Origin of the sequence: Vibrio sp. 10N.247.311.13, from assembly GCF_041467595.1 — a bacterium.
In the GTDB taxonomy this organism is placed as follows: domain Bacteria; phylum Pseudomonadota; class Gammaproteobacteria; order Enterobacterales; family Vibrionaceae; genus Vibrio; species Vibrio crassostreae_C.
In genome coordinates this window covers 68,352-92,459 of record NZ_JBFSUX010000008.1, presented here as the reverse complement: position 1 = coordinate 92,459, position 24,108 = coordinate 68,352, and the positions used below count along the sequence as shown (strand labels likewise).

At 39.9% G+C, this 24,108-nt stretch carries 19 protein-coding genes and 1 pseudogene; 18 read left to right on the top strand and 2 right to left on the bottom strand.

From position 1 onward, the window contains the following. Positions 1-310: 310 nt before the first annotated feature. The 10 genes from AB6E52_RS05550 (at position 311) to AB6E52_RS05505 (ending at position 11,030) form a co-directional block, all read left to right on the top strand. A complete protein-coding gene (locus AB6E52_RS05550) occupies positions 311-1,594 on the top strand; it encodes an O-antigen polymerase (protein WP_102320655.1) in 1,284 nt (427 codons plus the stop codon). Next, positions 1,569-2,774, top strand: coding sequence for a hypothetical protein (locus AB6E52_RS05545; protein WP_102320654.1), 1,206 nt, complete (start codon positions 1,569-1,571; stop codon positions 2,772-2,774). Before AB6E52_RS05550 ends, AB6E52_RS05545 begins: the two co-directional genes overlap by 26 nt. Continuing rightward, entirely contained in the window at positions 2,749-3,837 is a 1,089-nt protein-coding gene (locus AB6E52_RS05540; RefSeq protein ID WP_017063113.1) for a glycosyltransferase family 4 protein, read from the top strand. The genes AB6E52_RS05545 and AB6E52_RS05540 overlap by 26 nt, the downstream gene beginning before the upstream one ends. Beyond that, complete coding sequence (locus tag AB6E52_RS05535; protein ID WP_017063114.1) at positions 3,830-4,993, top strand: glycosyltransferase family 4 protein; 1,164 nt, start codon at positions 3,830-3,832, stop codon at positions 4,991-4,993. Before AB6E52_RS05540 ends, AB6E52_RS05535 begins: the two co-directional genes overlap by 8 nt. Before the next feature lie 7 nt (positions 4,994-5,000). Then, entirely contained in the window at positions 5,001-6,089 is a 1,089-nt protein-coding gene (gene rfbB, locus AB6E52_RS05530) for a dTDP-glucose 4,6-dehydratase (protein ID WP_102320653.1), read from the top strand. Next, the gene (gene rfbA / locus AB6E52_RS05525; protein ID WP_102320652.1) at positions 6,089-6,976 is read left to right on the top strand and encodes a glucose-1-phosphate thymidylyltransferase RfbA; all 888 of its coding nucleotides are present in this window, start codon (positions 6,089-6,091) and stop codon (positions 6,974-6,976) included. Before rfbB ends, rfbA begins: the two co-directional genes overlap by 1 nt. Beyond that, complete coding sequence (rfbD, locus tag AB6E52_RS05520; protein WP_017063117.1) at positions 6,976-7,857, top strand: dTDP-4-dehydrorhamnose reductase; 882 nt, start codon at positions 6,976-6,978, stop codon at positions 7,855-7,857. The genes rfbA and rfbD overlap by 1 nt, the downstream gene beginning before the upstream one ends. 4 nt (positions 7,858-7,861) lie before the next feature. Continuing rightward, a complete protein-coding gene (rfbC, locus tag AB6E52_RS05515) occupies positions 7,862-8,419 on the top strand; it encodes a dTDP-4-dehydrorhamnose 3,5-epimerase (protein WP_017063118.1) in 558 nt (185 codons plus the stop codon). Next, complete coding sequence (locus AB6E52_RS05510) at positions 8,416-9,477, top strand: DUF1972 domain-containing protein (protein WP_017063119.1); 1,062 nt, start codon at positions 8,416-8,418, stop codon at positions 9,475-9,477. The genes rfbC and AB6E52_RS05510 overlap by 4 nt, the downstream gene beginning before the upstream one ends. A 389-nt stretch (positions 9,478-9,866) precedes the next feature. Continuing rightward, positions 9,867-11,030, top strand: a complete 1,164-nt coding sequence (locus AB6E52_RS05505; RefSeq protein WP_102320651.1) for an O-antigen ligase — start codon at positions 9,867-9,869, stop codon at positions 11,028-11,030. Between the two features lie 401 nt (positions 11,031-11,431). Here AB6E52_RS05505 and wecA read toward each other — a convergent pair whose 3' ends face one another. Both wecA and AB6E52_RS05495 read right to left on the bottom strand, forming a co-directional pair. Then, positions 11,432-12,493, bottom strand: a complete 1,062-nt coding sequence (wecA, locus tag AB6E52_RS05500; protein WP_102320650.1) for a UDP-N-acetylglucosamine--undecaprenyl-phosphate N-acetylglucosaminephosphotransferase — start codon at positions 12,491-12,493, stop codon at positions 11,432-11,434. Between the two features lie 369 nt (positions 12,494-12,862). Further along, positions 12,863-13,051: pseudogene (locus AB6E52_RS05495) on the bottom strand (MATE family efflux transporter); the annotation flags it as partial. A gap of 163 nt (positions 13,052-13,214) precedes the next feature. On the opposite strand from AB6E52_RS05495, the gene AB6E52_RS05490 reads away from it, so the two are divergent. The 8 genes from AB6E52_RS05490 (at position 13,215) to AB6E52_RS05455 (ending at position 23,848) form a co-directional block, all read left to right on the top strand. Next, complete coding sequence (locus AB6E52_RS05490) at positions 13,215-14,339, top strand: LPS O-antigen chain length determinant protein WzzB (protein ID WP_029235106.1); 1,125 nt, start codon at positions 13,215-13,217, stop codon at positions 14,337-14,339. Between the two features lie 457 nt (positions 14,340-14,796). Then, positions 14,797-15,042, top strand: coding sequence for a hypothetical protein (locus AB6E52_RS05485; protein WP_017060480.1), 246 nt, complete (start codon positions 14,797-14,799; stop codon positions 15,040-15,042). A 120-nt stretch (positions 15,043-15,162) separates the two neighbouring features. After that, positions 15,163-15,867 (top strand): YjbF family lipoprotein, encoded by a 705-nt coding sequence (locus AB6E52_RS05480; RefSeq protein ID WP_102320649.1) that lies wholly within the window; start codon positions 15,163-15,165, stop codon positions 15,865-15,867. A gap of 33 nt (positions 15,868-15,900) precedes the next feature. Next, positions 15,901-16,815 (top strand): capsule biosynthesis GfcC family protein, encoded by a 915-nt coding sequence (locus AB6E52_RS05475; protein ID WP_372134453.1) that lies wholly within the window; start codon positions 15,901-15,903, stop codon positions 16,813-16,815. Next, positions 16,815-19,082: a YjbH domain-containing protein gene (locus AB6E52_RS05470; protein ID WP_102320647.1), complete on the top strand. Its 2,268-nt coding sequence runs from the start codon at positions 16,815-16,817 to the stop codon at positions 19,080-19,082. Before AB6E52_RS05475 ends, AB6E52_RS05470 begins: the two co-directional genes overlap by 1 nt. 717 nt (positions 19,083-19,799) lie before the next feature. Further along, positions 19,800-20,933, top strand: coding sequence for a polysaccharide export protein (locus AB6E52_RS05465; RefSeq protein ID WP_102320646.1), 1,134 nt, complete (start codon positions 19,800-19,802; stop codon positions 20,931-20,933). Between the two features lie 116 nt (positions 20,934-21,049). Continuing rightward, positions 21,050-21,490 carry a low molecular weight protein-tyrosine-phosphatase gene (locus tag AB6E52_RS05460; RefSeq protein ID WP_017069276.1) on the top strand — a complete coding sequence of 147 codons (441 nt, stop codon included), beginning with the start codon at positions 21,050-21,052 and terminating at the stop codon, positions 21,488-21,490. Positions 21,491-21,676: 186 nt separating this feature from the next. Beyond that, positions 21,677-23,848, top strand: coding sequence for a polysaccharide biosynthesis tyrosine autokinase (locus tag AB6E52_RS05455; protein WP_102320645.1), 2,172 nt, complete (start codon positions 21,677-21,679; stop codon positions 23,846-23,848). Positions 23,849-24,108: the final 260 nt, after the last annotated feature.

The window sequence follows — 24,108 nt, the reverse complement described above, 5'->3', positions numbered from 1 at the left end:
TTTAACCCATAATAAGGTTAGGTTATTTATTAATGGATATTATCTTGCTAGCAAGACTCTGTGTAACTCTTCACTTTCTCGAATAGAGTTTTTTAGCTGGAGTAGTTTGATATTGGAGTCAATCAGAGTTATGAACCTCTATAATTTATATTAGTTTAAGATAGCTTGTCGGAATTCTGATTAAGTGGTTTATGTGATCTTTGATAGAGATATGTTCATTTCTATATTGAAATTAAATATTATAAAAGCTTAGCGACCATATAGTTTTTAATGATGTTACTCTGATTATTTAGGTTGAAATGATTATTTTATGTTTATAATATTTTTGTTCTTAATGATTTTTACGGTCATTGCTTTAAAAGCTAGGTTAGATAATGGGGGGCTTAGTCTTTATCTTGTTTTCAATATGACTTGGCTGTTTGCAATTTTTCTAGCTCAACTCGATCTATCTTCCTTTGGAGAGCTTAGTGTTGAGATTCGGCTATATTTGCTATGTTATTTGTTAGCTTTTAATTTATCGTATGTTATTTCTTACTTATCTTTTGAAGGTAACTCTAGTCTAGATTATCATGAGAACAATGATTTTGAAAATTTAAAAAATATAGCATCACTAACAAAGTTATCCTGGCTAATATGGTTTTCTCTTTTTTTAGTTTTTATAGTAACTATTGAAAAAGAAATTGGTCTTTTAAACTTTCTGTTTAGTGGTCAAGCAAGATCAAATATTAATAAAATTAATAACGATACGGGAGTTCTGATTTATTATTATATATTTGGTTATTTAAGTTGTTGCCTTGCTGTCTATAAGTCATGTTTTACCAAATTGTATAAGGTCGAATACATTGGAATTGCTTTGGTATTGCTTAGCCTGCTTTTTACTGGGGCTAAAATTAACTTCATCACATGTATAATAATGATGTTCGGTGTGAAGTATCGACGGACAAACACTAATGATATAAGATTGATTTATTTTAGTATTATCGCAGTTGTATTATTTTACTTGTTCATTATCTTATTTTCTGTTTTTACCGGGAAAGCTATAGACAATGATGTGGGAAGTTTGAATAGTCTGAATGATCTATCTAGTTTGACTACAAATGTTCTTCTTTATCCCTACGACTATGCAATAGGCGCACTTTATGCTTTAGACGGAAAATTATTTACATACAACAATGTAATATTTGAACCTTATCTACCTACAATACTGAATAAGTTTTATTTAATTGTTAATAAGGTCTTAGGCTTTGAATATATTTCAGTTAATTCCTCTGTGCTAGATTTTATCGAGGTAGGAGGGGTTGTTACAAATGTCTATACTATGCATCTTGCTATTATAAATGAGTTATCTCTATGGGGTGCTTTTCTATCATCTATTGTTTTAGGTTTTGTATTGTCAGCTGTAGACTATTTTTCTAAAATAAAGAGAAACTTCACAATAACCTTTTTGTATGCATCATTTTTACCTGTTTGTGTTTTGTCATTAGTTGCTTATAAGTTTAATGACACTATCCTTTACTTATCTTTTTTGCTGTTAGTATGCGCATTATTTAAGAGGGTTGCTTTGCTCTATGTTAAACAAATCAATATGGAATAGCGTAGGAAGATTCTCTTTTCGAGCTGCTAACTCAGGCCTATACATAGGCTTGATGTTTATCTCTAGTATTGTGATGGATGAATATAATTACTCAAAGGTTGTTATTTTAATTCCTATTTGTGTAATATTTTTGACTCTAGTCGATATATTCCCACTAAAGTACATGTTATCGAAGCTATCTTCTAAAAGTGATAGCTTTACTGGGGGGGTAACCAAAATTTTATACTATAAAATTTTGGTGGCCATTCCTTTTTCTACGCTCATTTCAGCTATATTATATTTTTTCTTTGATATGGAAGTAAATATAATATTATCGATGCAATTTATTTGTTTGCTTTCTTCGATTAATGTTTCATATAGTTCATTTTACTTTGTTAATAAAGAGTATAGTTATATACTTTCTTTCCCTGTTTTTTTGTTTTCTATTTTTCCGATACTAATATTTTTTCCTTATTATAGTTGGGTTCTATATTTAGTTCTTGCATATAGGCTTATTGAATGCGTTGTTTATTATTCAATTTGGCGAGTTAATGTCTCCCGTAAAGACAATGCTTCACATGGTTTTTCGTGTGATCTAAATATACTCGACGGTAAATATTTCTACATGCAAAATTGTCTATCAATATTGGGAGGAAGAGTTTACGCACTATTGATGCCAATACTACTCTTAGAGAAAGATATAGTGATAATAGGTAACTATATGTTGATGGTTTCTATTTTTATTTTTGTCACAACGTATATTTCAAGCAGTTACTATGTTGATAAGATAGCTAAATCATCAATCAATGATGCTGTATCATTCTTTCGTGTGATGAAAGAATATTTGTTTTATAGTTCTCGATTTGTTTATTTATCTGTTGTATTTGTTTGCATGCTTGCTTATTATTTGTATGATATGAAGCCAATATTCTTTATGTTCTTTTTTATATCAGCTACACTTTCAATGTTCACTTCAATTCAGTCTTTCTTGCTATTTAAGTTTAACCTTGTTTCCCATGTTTTTAAAATTAGCATTATATCATTATGTGTTAATTTCATTTTAATAATAACATTGGCCGGGATTTTTAATGAATACTCGATCTTAATTGCAAGTGTTATTATGGAACTTGTTTCTATCATGTATTGTTTCTATCATATTCGAGAGAAAATTAACAATGAAAAAGATATTTTATCTAACTAAGCATCAAAGTTTAGGTGCTAGCAGTAGATATCGCAGTCTACAATATTTTCCTTTTCTTATTGGGAAAGGATATAAGGTTGTTCACGCCCCCCTTTTTTGTGATGATTATTTGATTCTTAAATATTCAGGTAATAAGCTGTATTACTTTCTCGCAATATGGGCAATATTAAAAAGACTGGCGGTTTCTTTATATTTGTTATTGGACAATAAATCTATTTTAATAATTGAAAAAGAGGTGGTTCCGTACTTTCCTCCGATCTTTGAATGGATGTTCAAAGTGACTGGGCGTAATTATATTTTAGATTATGACGATGCTGTTTGGCATAATTATGATAAGTTTAAAGAGAGTTACTTCTTTTCTTTTCTGTATAACAAGCATCGTCGAATTATCCAATGGGCAAGCGGAGTTAATGCTGGAAGTGAATATATACTAAGATTTGCTAAGTCAGTGGGAGCTCGAAGAGTGGTAAAAATACCAACTGTGATTGACTACCAAAGGTATAATAAGGAAAAATGTAAACGCTCCAGAAGTGACAATAAAATTGTTATTGGTTGGATTGGTTCCCCAACTTCATCCCAATATCTGCTAAGTGTGGAGAGCGCGATTAGTCGCTTGCAGGAGAATTTAGACGTCGAAGTTCACTTGATTGGTGCAGATAAAGAGTTTTGTGAAAATTTGCGTTTCAGAAATAAAGTAATTCAATGGTCGGAAGAGCATGAAATATTGGAACTAAGTTATATTGATATAGGTATTATGCCTTTGAATGATTCTCGATTTGAAAAAGGTAAGTGTGCTTTTAAATTGATTCAATATATGGCAATGTCTAAACCCGTGGTTTGCAGTCCTGTGGGCGAGAATAGTGTTTTAGTTAAGAATGGTGAGTCGGGGTTATACGCTCACGATGATGATGAATGGTATGAAATGCTTTTTAAACTTATCAATGATGAAAAACTCAGATTGAAAATAGGACTTGAAGGTAATCGTGTGGTAAGGGAAGGGTATACCCTTGAGTCACAATGCGATAAATACTTAGATTTTATTGAAGGTGATTTTAATGGCTAAATGTCTATTAATCTGCAACTCTGATGGCGCTTTATACAAATTTCGTTATCCAATTATCAAGGCCTTAATTGAGCAAGGACATGAAGTGCATAGTATTTCTACTGCATCTAGTCCGGAAGGAAGCTTTATTGGTGACTTGAAACGTATGGGTGTTGTAACGCATACTGCAGACTTTTCTGGAAGGTCTATTGGGTTAGTATCAATTATAAAATTGTTTGTTTTTATATTAAATAAAATATTAGAAGTTAAACCAGATATTATTCATTGTTTTACACATAAAGCTAATGTTGTTGGTGGGCTTGCTAGTATACTCTCTAATAATAAAAATAGATTATACCTATCAGTAACGGGGATGGGACTCCTCTATTCCTATGATAAAGTTAGCTATTGGTTTGGCCGATTATTAGTTAATTGGATTTATCGTATTTTGGGTAGGAGATCTAATAATATATTCTTTCAGAACCATGATGATGCAAACTACTTTCTATCTAAGGGACTACTGAAGTCAGATAAGGTTTTAGTAACTAATGGTTCAGGATTTGATCCAAGCATGATTCCAAGCAATAAGGTTAAACCTATAAATAAGGTGGAATTTTTAAAGCAGCATGGATTTTTGGGACATGAGTTACTCGTTTTATATCCTAGCAGAGCATTGTTTGAAAAAGGTATCAACGAGTATATAGAGGCCATTGAGCGCATCAATCTGGTAAGAGATGATTTCGTTTTTCTACATATAGGTTCTCCATCATTAGATGAAGCATCAGGTATGACAAAAACAAAAATTTCCAACACGAAATTAAGAAATGCGATTTTTTTTGAACACAAACCTAATATCTTTCAATATATCCAATTGAGTGATGTAGTGGTACTCCCTTCTTATAGAGAAGGGACTCCCCGCGCGATAATCGAGGCTCTATATTACGACAAATATATCGTGACTACAGATGCTCCTGGTTGTAATGAAACTGTTGTTGACCGTTGGAATGGCGATCTTATTAAGCCTAAATCGTCTATTTCATTAGCCTCAGCTATTATTAATATAGACAGCGCTTTGATTGATAGAAATAAAGGGCGTTCGAAGCTTATTTTTGATAGAAAGTATCATTCTAAACATATTGTAAAGCAAACATTGGGTTGCTATTTTGACTGTGAGTAATTGATTAATGAAAATATTAGTAACAGGCGGTGCTGGATTTATAGGAAGTGCTGTTATTAGACATATAATAGAGAACACTCACGATGAAGTTGTTAATGTTGATTGCCTAACCTACGCTGGTAACTTAGAGTCTCTTGTTGAAGTCGATTCGAACGAACGTTATGGATTCGAGAAAGTGGACATCTGTAATCGTTCAGAGCTTGCCCGTGTTTTTGAGCAATATAAACCTGATGCGGTAATGCACCTTGCAGCTGAATCGCATGTTGATCGCTCTATCACTGGCCCTGCTGCGTTTATTGAAACGAATGTCGTTGGCACATACACCTTACTGGAAGCTACTCGAGAGTACTGGAATACGCTGTCAGACAAAGCAAAAACAGAGTTCCGTTTTCATCATATCTCGACGGATGAAGTGTATGGTGACCTTCCACATCCTGATGATGTTCCAGAAGGTACAGACCTGCCGATGTTCTTAGAGACGACACCTTATGAACCATCTAGCCCCTACTCTGCTTCAAAAGCATCAAGTGATCATTTAGTTCGTGCATGGTTACGTACTTACGGCCTGCCAACTATCGTTACTAACTGCTCAAATAACTACGGCCCATATCACTTTCCTGAAAAACTGATCCCACTTGTCATTTTAAATGCTCTGGAAGGAAAAGATCTTCCTATCTACGGAAAAGGCGATCAAATTCGTGATTGGCTGTTTGTGGAAGACCATGCTCGTGCACTATACAAAGTAGTGACTGAAGGTAAAGTAGGCGAGACTTACAACATCGGTGGTCACAACGAGAAGAAAAACCTTGAGGTCGTGAATACGATTTGCAACATCCTAGATACGCTAGTACCGAAAGAGTCAGCGTATGCAGAGCAGATCACGTACGTTCAAGATCGCCCAGGTCATGACCGTCGCTATGCTATTGACTCATCTAAAATGCAACGTGAATTAGGTTGGACGCCAGAAGAGACGTTCGAAACGGGTCTTCGCAAAACAGTACAATGGTACCTAGATAACGCTAAGTGGTGTCAAAATGTGCAAGATGGTAGTTACCAACGTGAGCGCCTAGGTGTAGTAACAGGAGATATGAAGTAATGAAAGGTATCGTATTAGCTGGTGGCTCTGGTACTCGTCTATACCCACTCACACGTGGTGTGTCGAAACAACTCTTGCCAATTTATGACAAGCCAATGGTGTTTTACCCGATTTCGACATTAATGCTCGCTGGTATTAAAGATATTTTAATAATCACGACACCAGAAGATAATGCCGGTTTTAAGCGCCTGTTGGGTGATGGCTCTGATTTTGGTATCAACCTTGAGTACGCTATTCAACCAAGCCCAGATGGCTTAGCACAAGCGTTTATTATTGGTGAAGAGTTCATTGGTGATGACAGCGTTTGTTTAGTACTTGGCGATAACATCTTCTATGGTCAATCTTTTTCTAAAATGCTACAAAGTGCCGCTTCAAGAGAATCGGGTGCAACCGTGTTTGGTTACCAAGTGAAAGATCCTGAGCGTTTCGGTGTGGTCGAATTTGATGAAGAGATGAAGGCTGTTTCAATTGAAGAAAAGCCGGAAACACCAAAGTCCAACTATGCCGTAACAGGTTTGTATTTCTACGATAATCGTGTGGTGGAAATGGCCAAGCAGGTTAAGCCATCACACCGTGGCGAGTTAGAAATTACGACACTCAATGAAATGTATTTAAATGACGGATCATTAAACGTGGAACTACTTGGTCGTGGCTTTGCGTGGTTAGATACTGGTACGCATGAGAGCTTGCACGAAGCGTCTTCTTTCGTTCAAACGATTGAAAATGTTCAAGGTTTGAAAGTGGCTTGTTTAGAAGAAATTGCGTGGCGCAATGGTTGGCTGAGTGATGAGCAAGTTCTGAATTTAGCGAAACCGATGATGAAAAACGAATATGGGCAGTACCTGACCCGCTTAGTGAATGAAGCTCAAAAAAGGACCGTCAGCTAATGCGTATTTTAATTACAGGTTGCCATGGCCAAGTTGGTTCGAGTCTAACTGAGCAGTTAGCGAACCATGAGAATGCTGAAGTGTTAGCGCTCGATAGAGAGCATCTTGATATTACTAATCAAGAGGCAGTCTATTCTGCTGTTACCGAATTTCAACCAACCATCATTATCAATGCCGCAGCTCATACTGCTGTTGACAAGGCTGAAGAGGAAGTCGACCTTTCTTATGCAATAAACCGTGATGGTCCTAAATACTTAGCGCAAGCCGCTCAGAGTGTTGGTGCTGCAATGCTGCATATCTCGACCGATTATGTCTTTGAAGGCGATAAAGTTGGCGAGTATGTGGAAACGGATGCTACAAACCCGCAAGGGGTTTACGGTAAAAGTAAGCTCGCCGGTGAAATCGCCGTTGCCGAGGCGTGTGATAAACATATTATCCTTCGTACTGCATGGGTATTTGGTGAGAACGGCAATAATTTCGTGAAAACAATGCTGCGTTTAGGAGAAAATAGAGACGCATTAAGTATTGTGGGTGATCAGTTTGGCGGACCGACATATGCGGGCGATATAGCGGGTACATTGATTCAAATCGCGAAGTACATTACTCAGGGGGACGCAGTGGATTACGGTGTTTACCATTACTCGGGTTTGCCTCATGTGAGTTGGTTTGACTTTGCTGATGCCATTTTTGGTATTGCCGTTGGGCAAGGAGTTCTTGCAAATAAACCAAGTTTAACGAGTATTACCACTGACCAATACCCAACACCAGCTAAGCGCCCAAGCAATTCTCGATTAGGTACCGAAAAAATAACGCTAGGTTTCTCGGTTAAAGCGAGTGACTGGAAGGCTGCGTTAAACAATATTCAAGCGTATACGGAATAACAAAATGAAAGTAATCGATACTCGTATTCCTGATGTGAAAATCATAGAACCAAGTGTGTTTGGTGATGAGCGTGGTTTCTTTATGGAAACCTGGAATCAAAAGAAATTTGAAAAACTAGTAACGGGAAAGCCGACTCAATTTGTACAAGATAATCACTCTAAATCGAAGAAAGGTATCTTACGAGGCCTGCATTACCAAACAGAGAATACTCAAGGGAAGTTAGTACGCGTTGTTTCAGGTGAAGTGTTTGATGTTGCAGTTGATATTCGCAAAGACTCACCAACGTTTGGTCAATGGGTCGGTGAATATTTATCAGCTGAAAACAAACGTCAATTGTGGGTGCCAGAAGGGTTTGCTCATGGGTTCTATGTGACGAGTGATGAGGCGGAGTTTGTTTATAAATGTACGGACTATTATAACCCTAGCGCTGAGCAATCATTAGCATGGGACGATCAGCTAGTTAATATATCGTGGCCTTTAATACCGTCTAATAGCACACCATTACTTTCTAATAAGGATATGAATGGACTCTTATTGAGTGAGGTTACTAAACTAAAATGAAGCGAGTAATAGTTGTTGGCACTGTTGGAATCCCAGCGTGTTATGGTGGCTTTGAGTCGCTTGTTGAGAACTTGACTTTAAATAAAGACAGTGGAACTCAGTACATTGTTTTTTGTTCGTCAAAAAGCTATCAGACACATATGCAAGAGTATAACCAAGCCCAGTTGCATTATTTACCACTAAGGGCTAACGGCGCTCAAAGCATCTTCTATGATATACTATCGCTGATCAAATCTTGGAAAATAAAACCTGATGTGGTTCTTATTTTGGGCGTTTCTGGTTGTATTTTCCTTCCTATTTTTAAGCTATTCTCCAAAGCGAAAATAGTGACAAATATTGATGGTTTAGAGTGGAAGCGGGAGAAGTGGGGAGGGCTCGTGAAACGTTTCTTAAAGTTCTCTGAATCAATGGCTGTCAGGTATTCTGATGTTGTTGTTACTGATAACCAGGCTATTACGGATTACGTCTATAAAGAATATGGGTTAAATTCGGAAACAATAGCTTACGGTGGTGATCACGCAAAACCAGAAACCCCAACTCAATCTATTAACTCTCAAAGTTATGCTTTAGGGTTGTGTCGTATAGAACCAGAAAATAACGTTGAGATGATTCTTGAGGCCTATTCAAGAACTTCATTACCAATAAAATTTGTTGGCAATTGGGATGCAAGCGAATACGGACGTAAAATTAGACTTGAGTACGCCAAATTTACTAATGTTGAACTACTGGATCCTATTTATGATATTGATGAACTATATAAGCTTCGTCAAGGTTGTTCTTTGTATCTTCATGGTCATTCGGCAGGTGGCACTAACCCCTCGTTAGTTGAGATGATGCATTTTGGTGTGCCTGTTTTCGCATTCGACTGTAGCTTTAATCGTTACAGCACTGAAGATAGTGCATTGTATTTCAGTAATAGTGATAGTCTACTTAACCTTATTTTGAACACTAACGGGTTGGGTGGATTAGAGGGGAATGGTGAAGCAATGAAGGCGATAGCGCTTAAGCGTTATACTTGGGATAAAGTCTCACAGCAATATGAAAGTACCTACATTTAGTCGACCGACTACTTGGAAGTAATATATAGCTAAATAAAGCCTTTCGTCTTATGTATCGCTTACGATAAGTTTGATGAGAGGTTTGTATTAAATAGTAAGATGAGTTGCCTGTTTTCTCTTCGATACATCATCCACACTAGCCATTTTAAGATGGAAATAATGATTAAAGCAATTTTTAGGAGTGAGTAGGAAGTGAAATTAAATTATCCGCACCCTGTATTTTTTTTAGTTAGCAGTAACGATTGGTTAGAAAATCTCAAATATATTCCTGAGATAAAGACATTGTAGCCCGAGTGGTTTTATTAACGATATTATCCTTAACTACAAAAGGTAGTTGGTATCGAATATCAAATTGGTACAGTCCTAGGTTTTTCTTTCAAGGTTTAGTTATGATTAAGAAACAGGCTTTAAATATATTTATTTATCTACCATTTATTTGGGTTTTTAGTGGGTTATTTATCTTTGAGAATGGTGATAAAGTTCTTTCAGTAATTATACTTGTCGCTACAGTTGCTTCTTTTTTTGTTTATCGTGCTACTATAATTCGATCTAACTTTAGTAATAATTGGTGGTTATATTTAATTGTACTATATTTGTTTTTTATTGGTGTAAGTTATATATATAAGGGGGACTTTAGTGGGCGAGAGTCTCGCGCTGCGATTGGAGCATTTTTTATCATACTTTTTTTGCCTTATGATAAGTTAAAGACTCTACACTTACAGGCTTTAGTGATTTTAGGTTCTGTTTGTATACTGGGTGTTTCAGTTTACTATCAAGTTTACTTGGGTAAATCTCGAATGTCACTGCCAGTTAACCCTATACCTTATGCAACACTCGGAGCCTCATTTGCTATAACAGCTTTTATATTAGCTATATATGAGCAGAGTAAAAATAAAGCACTACTCCTTTTTAGTGGATTTGCTTTTGCAACTTCAAGTGTTTTGTTGAGTGAGAGTCGTGGTGTGTGGCTTGCTCTGGCTTTTGCTGTAATGGTAGTCTCTATAAGGAATATAAAGAGAATAAAGTTCAGTAAAAATATTGTATTAATGGTTATTGTTGTTTCTGTTATTGCATTGTTTAGTAAGGGTTTTGTATATGAACGATATCAAAGAACCATGTCTGAATTCTCTGCAATCGAACAAGGTAACCTAAGTACCTCTATTGGTGTTCGACTACAATTATGGAACACCGCTATAACTATAGCTGATGGTAGCCCTATCTTGGGGGTTAAAGACTATAAGTCTGAATTGAAAAAGTTATACGATAAAGGTGAGTTGACAAAAAATGTAATTACGGCTCCTCATCCACACAATGAAATATTAAACAAACTTGTTCAACAAGGAGGGGGAGGAGTTTTGATATATCTGAGCTTCATGTTGTTCCCAGTGTTTTTTTTCAAAGATTTATCTTTATTAGGAAAGGACTTACTCATTAGTATACCGATTATATATATTGTATCAGGATTAACAGATATTCCTATGTATCATGGTCAAACGCTTATTGTATATTTGGTTGTAATTGGTTTGCTTTACCGATGTAGATGTTTCAAATAGTTCGAGTTACCTATTCTGAAAAATTTATTCTAGGCTGAAAATGAAGCCAATTAACGGTTTTTTATATTCTTTTCCGAAAGTAAAACCAGCTAAAACACGCTTGTCATCTATCTGCTTTTCTTGGGAGGATGTGGATTGAGACTTATTAGTTTCAAAATTTCAGTTCTTTGGTTTGTTTAAGTGCTAATCACTTTGGTTTATAAAGGGTGCTGTACGATAAAAACCAGGAGGGAACCTAGCTGCATGCCTAGGCATGAATTAACTCGATTAAAATGAGTTTTTTAGAATATATCATTGTCCAAGAGGTAACTATATGCATATTAACCCTTGGGCAATAATATGTATTTCGATATTATTTTAGATAAATACTAAACAGCAGTAACTTGAATTAGGAGCAATTGTCATTTGGCACATTTCGTTCTAAGATAGGATAGAATCTTCCAGACATTACTTAGAAGCGCAAGATAGATTGTAAAGCAAATTACAAAAGCGTAGAACATGACATATTCTGGGATGTTTAGTATTTCACCAGAAATTCCGACTGCCGCGTAGAGAGTTGCAATACTACAAATAACGATAAGTGTTTGTGTTGAGCTTAAACCTAGACGTTGGAAAATGTGATGTAAATGTTCACGATCAGGCTTAAAAGGAGAGTCTCCTCTTCTTATTCTACGAATCATAATAGCAGCCATGTCCATCAACGGCACTGCAATTAGCCATAACGCGGTAACTGGACGCAGTGGTGGAGTGCTTCCATTTTGACTAGATAGCAGCAATAGCCAGATAACAGTAAAACCAATCAACATACTCCCAGCGTCCCCCATAAACACCTTTCTTTTTCGGCCAAAGGCACCAAGGTTTAACAGGATATACGGAATAATCACAACGACCAATACTAAACAAATGTAGGCTAAACTCGATTGACCATCATGGTTAAGCATTATTCCTAACCCACCAAAGGTTACGATAGATAACCCGCCCAGCAGGCCATCAATTCCGTCGACCATATTGAATGCATTGATCGCTCCCACGACCGCAATCATGGTTACAAAGTAACCAAACCAACCTAGTGTAATGACATCACCGCTACCAAATACATCTCCTATAGTACTAAGTTCAATACCGCCAACAATCATTATAACGATAGAAAGACCTGCTTGCACTGCAAACCTTAATTTAAAGCTGATGTCGTATTTATCATCCAAAACTCCAACGCTAACAAGTATGAAGATACACGCGGCGTATAGCTCGGTATACGGTAGAATGGTTGGGTTATTGAATAAGAAATAAAGTATAGAGATACAAATGGATAGCCCACCAACTAAGGGAATAGCACCATTGTGCAACTTACGAGCATTTGGCTTGTCGACTAACCCTATTTTTTTTGCAAATTTACGCATTGTAAAAGTTGTTGCAAGGGAAAAGAAAAACAGGAAAGAGAGGTCAATAAATGAAATGAGCACGATTCAGCCTAATAATGTATTTGGAACTATTTTAGTGTATTTGGCTGCTAGATAAAAGAAGGGGGAATGATCTACGTGATCTTTCTCTATCGCAGTTAAGCTCTAATTGGAACTCCCCCCATAACTGGTAAGCCTTTTTATGAGGTGAATGTAAACCGTATTTTTCATACTCGCTCCTTTCATCTAGGACGTTTCTTGATCTTGAATTCCAGTTTTGACTGTAAACTGGAGCAAATATTGCGCGAATTTTTTAACACCGTTTTTTTGAATTGAACGAGTTCAGTATTATGCTAGCTAGGAAGTCGTTCAACAATCCTTCGAATGGCACTGCTACTTACCATTGGTATAACAAGCCGCGGTATTGCTAAAAATCAGCCCGAGTGTTGATGCAAAACCAACAAGCATCACCGCAAGCAGTAATCCATGGAGAGTAAAACGATCGGCATCTTGTCCACTACCCTAGGCGAGCAACCGCCTAATATACGTAGAAAACCCTAAACTGATGCCCATACAGATACAGTTGATGGCGAAGGTTACTGGGAAAGTTAAGTTAACAGCCTGTGGCTATCTTGCATGCAAAGTGCCGATTGAATTAGAATACAGTCAATTGTGAGTAGTCTGAAAACCGTTTTCATAACGTTTACAAACCACACAAGATTAAAAGCATACGGTGTGATAGCATCCTGCCGTTATTAAATTCAGATGTTTTGAGAGACTTACAGTGAAGCAGCAGACGCAACCACAATCGTACTCCCCGCAAAATTCACCAATGTACGCAACGAATGATGACGTTAATATGAGGGAGCTGTTTGGAGCCCTGTGGGACGGAAAATTAATTGTGATATTGGTTACTGCTTTATTTTTTGTTAGTAGTATTGGTTTGGCTTTTCTGTCTCAAGAATGGTGGTCTTCTAATGCAAAGATCACAGAGCCTCAACCTCAAAATTTGGCTGCGTATCAACGCCAAGTGAAGCAGTTTCAACCTGTTTTTGATCTCTATCAAGAAGATGGCACGGTCCTTGTTAGCAACGAACTTAATCGTTTAGTGAGTTCAGAGGTGTTATTCCAACGCTTTGTAAATGCATTTAACTCAACTAACAATAAGAAAGCTTTCTTAGATGAAAGTACCGAATTCCAAGAGTTTAAAGATTCTGTATTTAGCAGTAGCTCTGAGAGTAGTACCGATGAAACTAGAGTGTTATATAATAAATGGTTCGATAGAGTCTCCGCCTCTAAAGTTGATAGGAATGACCCTAGGTCACCGTATATCATTACTTTTCAAACAACAACCAAAGAGAGTAGTTTCAATCTATTAACAGATTACGTTTTGGCTACAGAATCAAAAGTGCATCAAGATGCGTTCAATAATTTATATGCCGTAGTTAGTGGCAAAAAAAATGAGTTGATTCAACAGAAAAGAATCTTAGAAAGTCAGGCAAGCAATCAATTATTGGTCGAAACTGAGCGAGCAAAATACGCTTCCCAAATTGCTAAGTCTGCAGGCGTCGATAGACCAATCCAAACCGGTAATGAAAAGGAGCTGTTTAGTATTGATTTAGGTGCTAAGGGTTTAGATGCAAAAATCAAGGCTTTAGAATCTGTTAAAAATCTGAGTGTCATTGAACCTCGTCTTCAGCAGATTGACGCAAAGTTGGATATGCTTAATAACCTTGAAATTGACCGTTCTGTTGATTTTCAAACGTTCCGTTACCTAGAAAATGTTGAGCAGCCGATAACTCGAGATAAACCTAAGCGTGCTTTGATTATTGTTCTTGGTACATTATTCGGTGGTATGTTGGGCTTTTCGGTAGTTTTAATTCGGTTTTTATTTAGAAAAGAAGATTAATTAGCTTTAATGGCTGGTGTCTATATACACTAGCCATCTTTTCTACCCTTTACACATAGAATGCCAGACTGACCTCCAAACATTACTCAAACCGTATTAGGTAAAGGCTCTGGCTACAGAGTCTAGTTACTCACTAATAGCAAACAGTTGGCTGCGGTTTATTTTATAAGCTCAATAGTGAACTTATGCTCTTAGTTTATTTTAGTATGGCATTCTACTCTGCTCTAGTTTCTGTCTTGTACCAATGTGTTTTATAGTGCTATAAATACCCTCGAAGGTCCTCTTTATGTGACGCTATTTCCTAAATAATGCTTTATAAGGTATTGCTTATGATTTATCCATTTACTTGATTGTGGTTATTATCTATCATGATCAATCAGTTGTTTAAGCTGAGCAACTGTTTGAGGGTGTGAAAATCATCTTCTGCATATAAACGTTTATATTAATGGAAATCATTATGAAAAAGATGGCTCTAGCAGCTGCATTAGCAGTTAGCTTCTCAGGTGCTGCATTCGCAGCAGAAGAAACAGCTGCGGCGGGTACTGGTTCAGGTACTGGTACAGCAGCAGGCGCTGGTGCATCTGCAGCTGCAACTGGTACGGCTACAACAGTAGCAGTAGCGACAGCAGCAGTAGCGGCAGCAGCAGCAGTAGCGGTTGCTTCTAACGAAAGCGGTGCAACAACGACAACAACGACTCGATAATTTTTGAGTAGGCGTTTAAAACCATTTTATGTGAAAGCATAAAGTGGTTTTTTTATATCTAATTGATTAATTTTCCATATTGGACATCAGCAACCAGATTGCTAGGAAGCAGAACTCGTCATGCTTAAACCTCTAATCATATCTCTTGGTCTTTTTCTTGCTGGTTGTTCTCAGCAGTTTCAAGACGTTAACTCTACTTTTGATGAAGCCTTTTTTGGAAGCTCCGATGTTGAGCTATCCAAGGAATACATTCAAACCTTACCTTATTCCAGCATTTATGCAGAAGTGAATGACCAAGGTAAGATCTTCATGGTCTTAGCGTACGTCGGTGAAAACCCGCAAACGGGCGCAGAGCAGTTAAAGTGGATGTCTTCTGACAAAGCGATGATCGTCACTGAAAATGGACGTATTGTACAAACGCTATTGCTTCCTTACGAAAACCTATCTGGTTTGGCATTCCAACCGTTGAATGCATTCTCTTCTGCAAACAGCTCGTCGCCAGACTCTGCTTATGCGTTTGATGTGTCAGCTAACCCCGGTGCCCAAAAGTGGCAAGCGGTTTACGACTGGCAACCCAACTATCGATTTGGCTACAAAGCAAACATCACCCGGACGTATGCGGGGAATCAAACGGTAGAAACACCGTTAGCGTCTATCGATACCAAGAAGTTCCAAGAAAAAATTCAATTCCCAATATTAGAACAAGACATCACCAACGAATATTGGGTCGACAGCAAAGGCAAAGTGGTAAAAACCATACAGTATTTAGGCCCTGATATGACAAGGCTTGAGTTAACCGTCCTTAAGCATTATCAAAGCAATTAACGAACAGGGTAATGAACTAAAATGATGAATTATATGAGTCATACATCAAAAATGACGGGGCGTCGGTTGCCAGTAGTGAGAGCTTTGTTAATGATGAGCGCTCTGTTTGTTTTGAGCTCTGCTTCTGCGGCTTCTAATTTTAATACTGCTGCATCTATTGATAAAACTAATAGCGCTTCTTCAGTTAAAACAACAATCGAGCTTCCTCTTCAAGGTGTGACGCTTGAGTATCAAACTAACGTTCGACTGCTTCGTGTATTAGACGACGCAAACGCGAATGCGAGCTCTAACGCTAACGGTACTATTGGTTACTTCCCCCTTTCGGCTCAACTGTTTGATATAACCAATACTGAAGCGACTGCAGTTACTGGATTTAAAGAAGCTAACCAAGCTATCGAAGCCAAAAAGCGCAATGTACTGAACCAGCTTGAAGCTTTCGCAGTAGAAGAGCCAGAAGCAAACTTAGTGCGCCAACAATTAGCCTCTTTCCAATATCTCAATCGAGTTTTTATTGAGCTAGACCGTAATGCCGTTATCTCTCAATCAGATAAGAACCCACTGCTTGTTTCAAGTTCTCATACTAACAAGCCGTCAGACAGTCAAACTCAAGCCTTTTCTCTGTACTTACCACAACGACCAACGTCAATTCAGTTGATGGGTGCAATGAAAGAGTCGGTAACAATGAATCTGATTGAGCATGGTACGTTGAATGATTACCTCGATGCATTACCGAATGGCTTTATTGGTGAATCTGCAGATAAAAGTGTGGCGTATGTTGTTCAGCCAGATGGCGTGGTGCAAACCATTCAATACGCATACTGGAACGAACAGCCGGTTTACTTAGCACCAGGTGCCATCGTATTTATGGCGTTCTACTCTTTGCCATCGGAATACTCAACGTTGAACCAAGATATTGTCGATTTGCTACGTCATAAGGTTGGCCTGTAATGCTGAAACAGAAATCATTCCCTCTATCGGCAGTGTGCACATCGGTTACTTGTGCTTTATTAATGACCAATAGCATGTCGATTCGAGCACAGACAGTCATTGATTCCTCTTCGATTCGAGCAGAAAAATCACCATTCGACGACACAGAATACAGAACGTCGCAAATGAACTTTGGTGGTGTTGGCTTGATGCAAATGCCAACAGGCCGAATGGCCCCAGAAGGTGAGTTCAACTTTAGTGCTTCGTTTAATAACGAATACTACTTTTATAACGTCAGCCTGCAGGTGATGCCTTGGCTTGAAACCACCATTCGTTACACACAAACGCAAGACCTGTATTATAGCGGTAGTGGCAATCAAGACTGTTCTCAGAATTCATTCAGTGGCTGTACCAAGCACACCGATAAAGGCATCGACTTTAAACTGCGTTTAATCGAAGAAGGGTACTACTTACCAGAAGTGTCAGTAGGCGTGCGTGACTTCGGTGGTACTGGCTTGTTCGATGGCGAATTTGTCGCGGCAACCAAGCGTTTTGGGCCCGTTGATTTCACTTTGGGCATGGCTTGGGGATACATGGGCACCAGTGGCAATTTCACTAACCCACTGTGCAAAGCCAGTGACAAGTATTGTGAACGCCCGTCTGATTTTAAAGGCAATGGCGGCAGTGTCGATTTTGAGCGTTGGTTTAAAGGCGATGCTGCAATTTATGGCGGCTTTGAATACCAAACCCCTTATAAGCCGTTAACCTTAAAGCTTGAATACGATGGCAACGATTACTCTCAAGACTTCCCTGTAGTACGTGGTGGTGTCGACATGACACAGCACACGCCATGGAACGTCGGAGCTGTGTATCGTTTCACTGATTGGGGTTCGGCGAAAGTCAGCTATGAGCGAGGCGATACTTTAACCCTTGGCTTCGATCTTTCTACCAACTTCAATGAAATGTATTCGGTGTGGCGAGATACTGAAACAGCAGAATTGCGCCCAAGTGGTGTCGATACGGTTGACGATATTGATATGGCGGCCCTTGCAGAAGAACTTGAAACGGTCGCGGGCTATGAACAAGCGCAAATCTTGGTCGACGATAACAGCATTGTGGTCAAGGGTACTCAGGTTAAATACCGAGACAGAGATATCGCCCTTGAGCGTGGTGCGACCGTGATTGCCAACGCGGTGCCGAGTTACATCGATACTTATAAAATCATCGAAAATGATAAATCGATGGAACTCACTGAGACAACGGTAGATGCACAAGCGTTCAAAGCGGCGGCTAATAACAGTTATCTCAATGCTCAAACCAGTGATGCAACCGATACTCACGAGTTAGAGCGTAAGAAATCCGTTATTTATCATGATGGGCGTGAGCGATTCGATGTGTCGATTTCACCAAACCTAGCTCAATCGTTCGGTTCGGCTGAAAACTTCTATTTATACAGTTTGGGTTTATACACCAACGCTTCGTTCTGGGCGTTAAACAATGTTGAACTGTCGGGCTCTTTGTACGTTAACTTAGTCGATAACTACGACAAGTTTAACTATACCATCCCATCAGACGGCACTGACCAAACGCCAAGGGTAAGAACCTTGTTCCGCTCTTATGTTGATGATCCGGTTCGTTTAGACCGTTTACAACTGACGTGGTTTGAAGACTATGGCAGCGGTATCTACACCCAAGCTTACGGCGGTTACCTAGAGAGCATGTTCGCGGGTGTGGGTGGCGAAATCCTGTATCGTCCATTCAACCAAAACTGGGCGATTGGCGCAGACATGACAGCAATAAGCCAGCGCGATCCAGAAAGCTGGTTTGGCACGTTTGATGAAGAGATCCAAGTCAATCCTGATAACAGCAACCGAACGTACAAAGTGATTGATAAGGGTACGACGGGCTTTATTACCGGTTACTACACCCCACAATGGGACTTCTTGAGCGATACCTTGCTTAAAGTGGGCGTCGGTAAATTCCTTGCGGGTGATATCGGGACTCGTGTCGATTTCTCTAAGCAATTCAAGAGTGGCGTTATTGCCGGTGCGTTTGTCAGCTTAACCGACATGACAACTGAAGAGTATGGTGAAGGCAGCTATACCAAAGGCTTCTATGTATCAATTCCGTTCGATCTTGTTACCGTGAAACCAAGCTCAAGCCGCGCAGGTTTTACCTGGTTACCGATCACGCGTGACGGCGGCCAAGTGCTGAACAAGCAATACAACTTGTTCGATCAAACCGATGCTCGCTCACCTTGGTTCCAAAGGCCGAGTAGCGTTAAGTAGATCGAAAGCAGATGCGGGTGACGAGTAAGCGGGATACGAAGAGCGGGGAAAGAGCAGTCTCGAATAATCGAATAACGAATAGCTTAAGATATCGTGATATTCATTGGGTCTAGCTTTTGGTTCTCCCCCTTGAACGCCGTTCGTTTTTGATCGGTGATGTTCATCAAAGGGGGAGTTAGAGGGGGATATTAATCTATGTGTTACCAACCCCTCCCAGCCTCCCCTTATGTTGGTATTTTCTGCCAAGCAACAGTTGTGATAAAGGGGAGGAGCTAAAAGCATCCCGACACGGCTTTAGGCTCTTCGTTTACTCGTATCTCGCTACTCTCATCTGCTCTTTAGCTCTTCGCCACTCGTTCACTCGCATCCCGTATCTGCTCTTTAACCATTCAACTAGGTTGATAATAAACACAAATTGTGGATAATGCATACGCAATAAAATAACCGTGTGAAAGTCCGATCTTTGGCTCGGTTTATGACAAAAAACCTCTATCTCAATTCCAGATAGATAGAGGCAGATTAACTACGCAGTGTGATGTCGCGGAATATCAAAGGGCGGTAGCGTTCCTATCTTTGATATTAAGTGGGAGCGATATCACAGTAATAGCCCTCCTTAACTCTATTAAATGCTGCGTAGCTGATAAAATTGTTTGTTCTAACTTCTTTGGGTGTCCTTTGGGATATCACGACACATTCCGTTTCTATGACTTGGTTAACATGAAGATTAATAAAAATCGTCTCCTTTTAGCGCTCCTTCCTGTATTGCTTGCAGGGTGTACTACTCCAGGAACTCACCTTTCTACTGGCAACAAGAATGTGATTCAGCCTTCAGAGGAACAGCAAGAATCTGATATCTCTGATGTGGTTAACCTTTACCCACTGACAGCTCAATCAGTATCGACTTACCAAACGGGTACATTGTCGGTGTCACAAGCCAACCCTGAACTCGACGTAGACATCGCGAAGTATGAATACAAAGTCGGCGTGGGCGATATCTTAAATATTACGATCTGGGATCACCCTGAACTGACCATTCCTGCGGGCTCTTACCGTAGCAGCACAGAAGCGGGTAACTGGGTTCATGCAGACGGCACCATCTTCTACCCATACATTGGTACAGTAGAAGTGGCAGGAAAAACGGTTCGTGAAATTCGTTCTGATATAGCGGAACGTTTGGCGAAATACATCGAAAGCCCTCAAGTTGATGTAAACGTAGCGGCTTTCCGATCTAAGAAAACCTACATTACCGGTGAAGTATCTAAACCTGGCCAGCAGCCAATCACTAATATCCCTTTAACGTTACTGGATGCCGTGAACCGTTCTGGCGGTTTGTCTGAAGATGCTGATTGGCGTAATGTTTCATTAACCCGCAATGGCGTGGAAGAAAACCTTTCACTTTACGGTTTAATGCAACGTGGTGACCTAACCCAAAACCGCTTACTGCAAGCCGGTGATATTGTTCACGTACCGCGTAATGACAACCAGAAAGTGTTCGTGATGGGTGAAGTGAACGATCCTCAACTACTTAAGATTGATCGCGTTGGGATGAGCCTAACCGAAGCACTCAGCAACGTAGGTGGTATTAACCAGCTGACGGCAGATGCAACGGGTGTGTTTGTGATCCGAACTTCTGATGATAAATCAGAACGCATGGCGGACATCTACCAACTCAATATGGAAGATGCATCAGCCTTAGTGATTGGTACCGAGTTTGATTTAAAACCTTACGACATTGTTTACGTAACGGCAGCACCCATCAGCCGTTGGAACCGTGTAATTGGACAGCTTGTGCCTACCATTTCTGGCTTTAACGAGCTGACCGAAGGTATGTTGCGCGTCCGTAATTGGTAATAAGCCCTGGTTTGTAATAAACCCTAATTAATCATCAGGTTGCATTGTGCGTGTAACCTGATTTTTACATCTAAAAGTAAACCCAGCTTATAAGCCCAATACAATTAGAGACCATTATGTTTAATAAAATTTTAGTCGTATGCGTGGGCAACATTTGTCGTTCCCCGACTGGAGAGCGAGTTTTACAAAACTTGCTGCCCAACAAAGAAGTGGCCTCTGCCGGTATCGCTGCTGAGAAAAGCCGTTTAATTGGTAAGCCTGCAGACGACACTGCCATTTTAATCGCCGCTGAAAATGGGGTTGATGTTGAAAACCATCAGTCTCAGCAAGTTACGCCACAGCTTTGTGCTCAGTATGACTTGATCTTGGTGATGGAGAAGGGCCATTTAGAAGCGCTTACTCAAATATCGCCGGAGGCTCGCGGAAAAACGATGCTGTTTGGTCAGTGGATTGGCCAGAAAGACATTCCTGACCCTTATCGTCAAAGTCGTGAGGCGTTTGAACACGCTTATAAGCTGATTGACGAAGCGGCGCAAGCTTGGGCAAAAAAACTGTAGGTTTAAATGCAATAGATTTTAAATGCAATAGATTTTAGATGCAGTAGGTTTTAAATAGACAGCTTTTTAAATGTCATGCTCTAAATGTAGGCATGGCAAAGCCACCAACGGAATAATATAAAAGAGAAGTACGCGGAGCGTATATATCGTCTCTTAAATAGCAATACTTTAGGAAGTAGCAAACAAATGACAACACAACCCTCTCAGCAATCGCATACAGATAACTCTGATGAGATAGATTTAGGAAAACTGCTTGGCATCTTATTAGATGCTAAATGGCTAATCATGCTCACCACATTCGTTTTTGCTGTGTTTGGTATTGCGTTTGCTTTGCTTTCGACGCCGATATACAAAGCGGATGCCCTGATCCAAATTGAAGAGAAAAGCTCTGGTGGCATCTCTTCTATGGTTGGTGATATGGGTGAATTGTTCTCTCAAGAATCTTCAGCTACAACCGAAGTCGAGATCATCAAATCTCGTATGATCTTGGGTGAAACGGTGGATAAGTTTAACCTCACGACGGTGACATCTCCTAACTATGCACCAATCGTCGGCAAAGGCTTTGCACGCTTAACTGGCGACATCAACCACATTGCGGTTAGCCGTTTCAACATGCCAAGCTATGCGAGCGACTACGGGCACACGATCCAGATCCTAGATGCCGAGCAGGGCACTTACCAATTAGTTCGCGACGATGAGCGCGTTATCCTAAAAGGCAAAGTGGGTGAGCTAGCAACAGCAGACGACTACAGCTTGTTTGTGGCAGGTTTTGAATCACATAACGATTTTGAATTCTCTATTAGTCAACGTAGCCGACTAGAAGCGATCGAATGGTTGAAAGCTTCTTTGTCTTTGTCTGAGCAAGGTAAGCAAACCGGTATTTTGAAGCTGAGCTTTGAAGGCGAAAACAAACAACAGATTTCTGAAATACTGAACCACATTAGCCAGATCTACTTTTTACAAAACGTGAAACGTAATTCAGCGGAAGCAGAGAAGAGCCTACAGTTCTTAGAAAGCCACCTTCCGGGCATTAAATCTGAGTTAACTGGCTATGAAGACACACTCAACAATTATCGCCAAAAGAACGAATCGATCGACTTGGGCTTAGAAGCACAATCAACCTTGAAGGTAATGGTAGAGCTTGAAGCGCAATTGAATGAACTGACGTTTAAAGAAAGTGATATCAGTCAGCGTTTCACCAAAGATCACCCGGCATATAAGTCACTGATTGATAAGCGTAAAACGTTGTTGGGCGAGCGAGAGCGCCTGAACAAGCAAGTGCAAAAGCTGCCGAAAACACAACGTGAAGTACTGCGTATGACACGTGATGTTGAAGTAAACCAACAGATCTACATCCAGCTTTTAAACAAGGTTCAAGAACTGAGCATTATTAAAGCCGGTACGGTCGGTAACGTCCGTATCTTAGATGACGCTCAAGCTTATGCTCGCGCCGTTAAACCTAAGAAGCCGCTGATTGTTGTGTTAGCAACGCTATTGGGTGGCATGCTAAGTGTCGCGTTTGTGTTAGTAAAAGCAGCGTTCCACCGAGGTGTTGAAAGCCCAGACCAAATTGAACAAATTGGCCTGCCTGTTTATGCAGCGGTACCAAAATCTGATTTGCAGGTAGAGCTCACTAACCGTTTTAAATCGAAGAAGAAGCAAACTAAAGGGACTCAAGCGCTGCTTGCTGAATCTAACCCGGCGGATCTTTCAGTTGAAGCACTACGTGGCCTTCGTACCAGCTTGCACTTCGCGATGCTAGAAGCGAAAAACAATATTCTGATGATTTCTGGCCCCGCGCCAGGCATTGGTAAATCATTCATCTCGACCAACTTTGCCGCAGTAGCCGCCAAAACAGGCCAAAAGGTATTGTTGATTGATGCCGATATGCGTAAAGGTTACCTACAACAAAGCTTTGGGGTGAACTGGGATAACGGCCTTTCTGATGTATTGAGCGGTAAGCAAGAGTTTGCTCAATCCATTAAAGCAACACCGTTAGAGAACCTAGACATTATTACTCGCGGCCAAGTACCACCCAACCCATCTGAACTGCTTATGCACCCGCGCTTTGCAGAGTTAATGGAATGGGCATCAAAAGAGTATGACTTAGTGATTGTTGATACCCCGCCAGTACTTGCGGTAACCGACCCAAGCATTGTCGGCGCCTTCGCTGGCACCACATTAATGGTCGCGCGTTACGGTCAAAACACCATTAAAGAGATCGATGTAGCTCGCAACCGCTTCGAACAATCGGGCATCGAAGTGAAAGGCGTTATCTTCAACGCCATCGAGAAGAAAGCATCAAGCTCATACGGCTACGGTTATTACAACTACGCGTATTCGAGCGACAAGAAATAAAGTTAAAGAGCAGTAACGAGATGCGAGTAACCGGGTAAACGAAGAGCTAAAGACAGTAACGGGATGCGAGTGGCGAGATACGAAAAGCGCCACTCGAATCCGTTCTTCATCTCTTGTTACTCGTTTACCCGCTCCGCTGCTCGAATCTGCTCTTTTAGCTCTTCGAATCCCGTCTACCCGCCACCCGTATCTATTCTTTATCCAATCTTCAAATTATTCGAAGACTTAGCTTTTGGTTCTCCCCCTTGAACACCGGACTA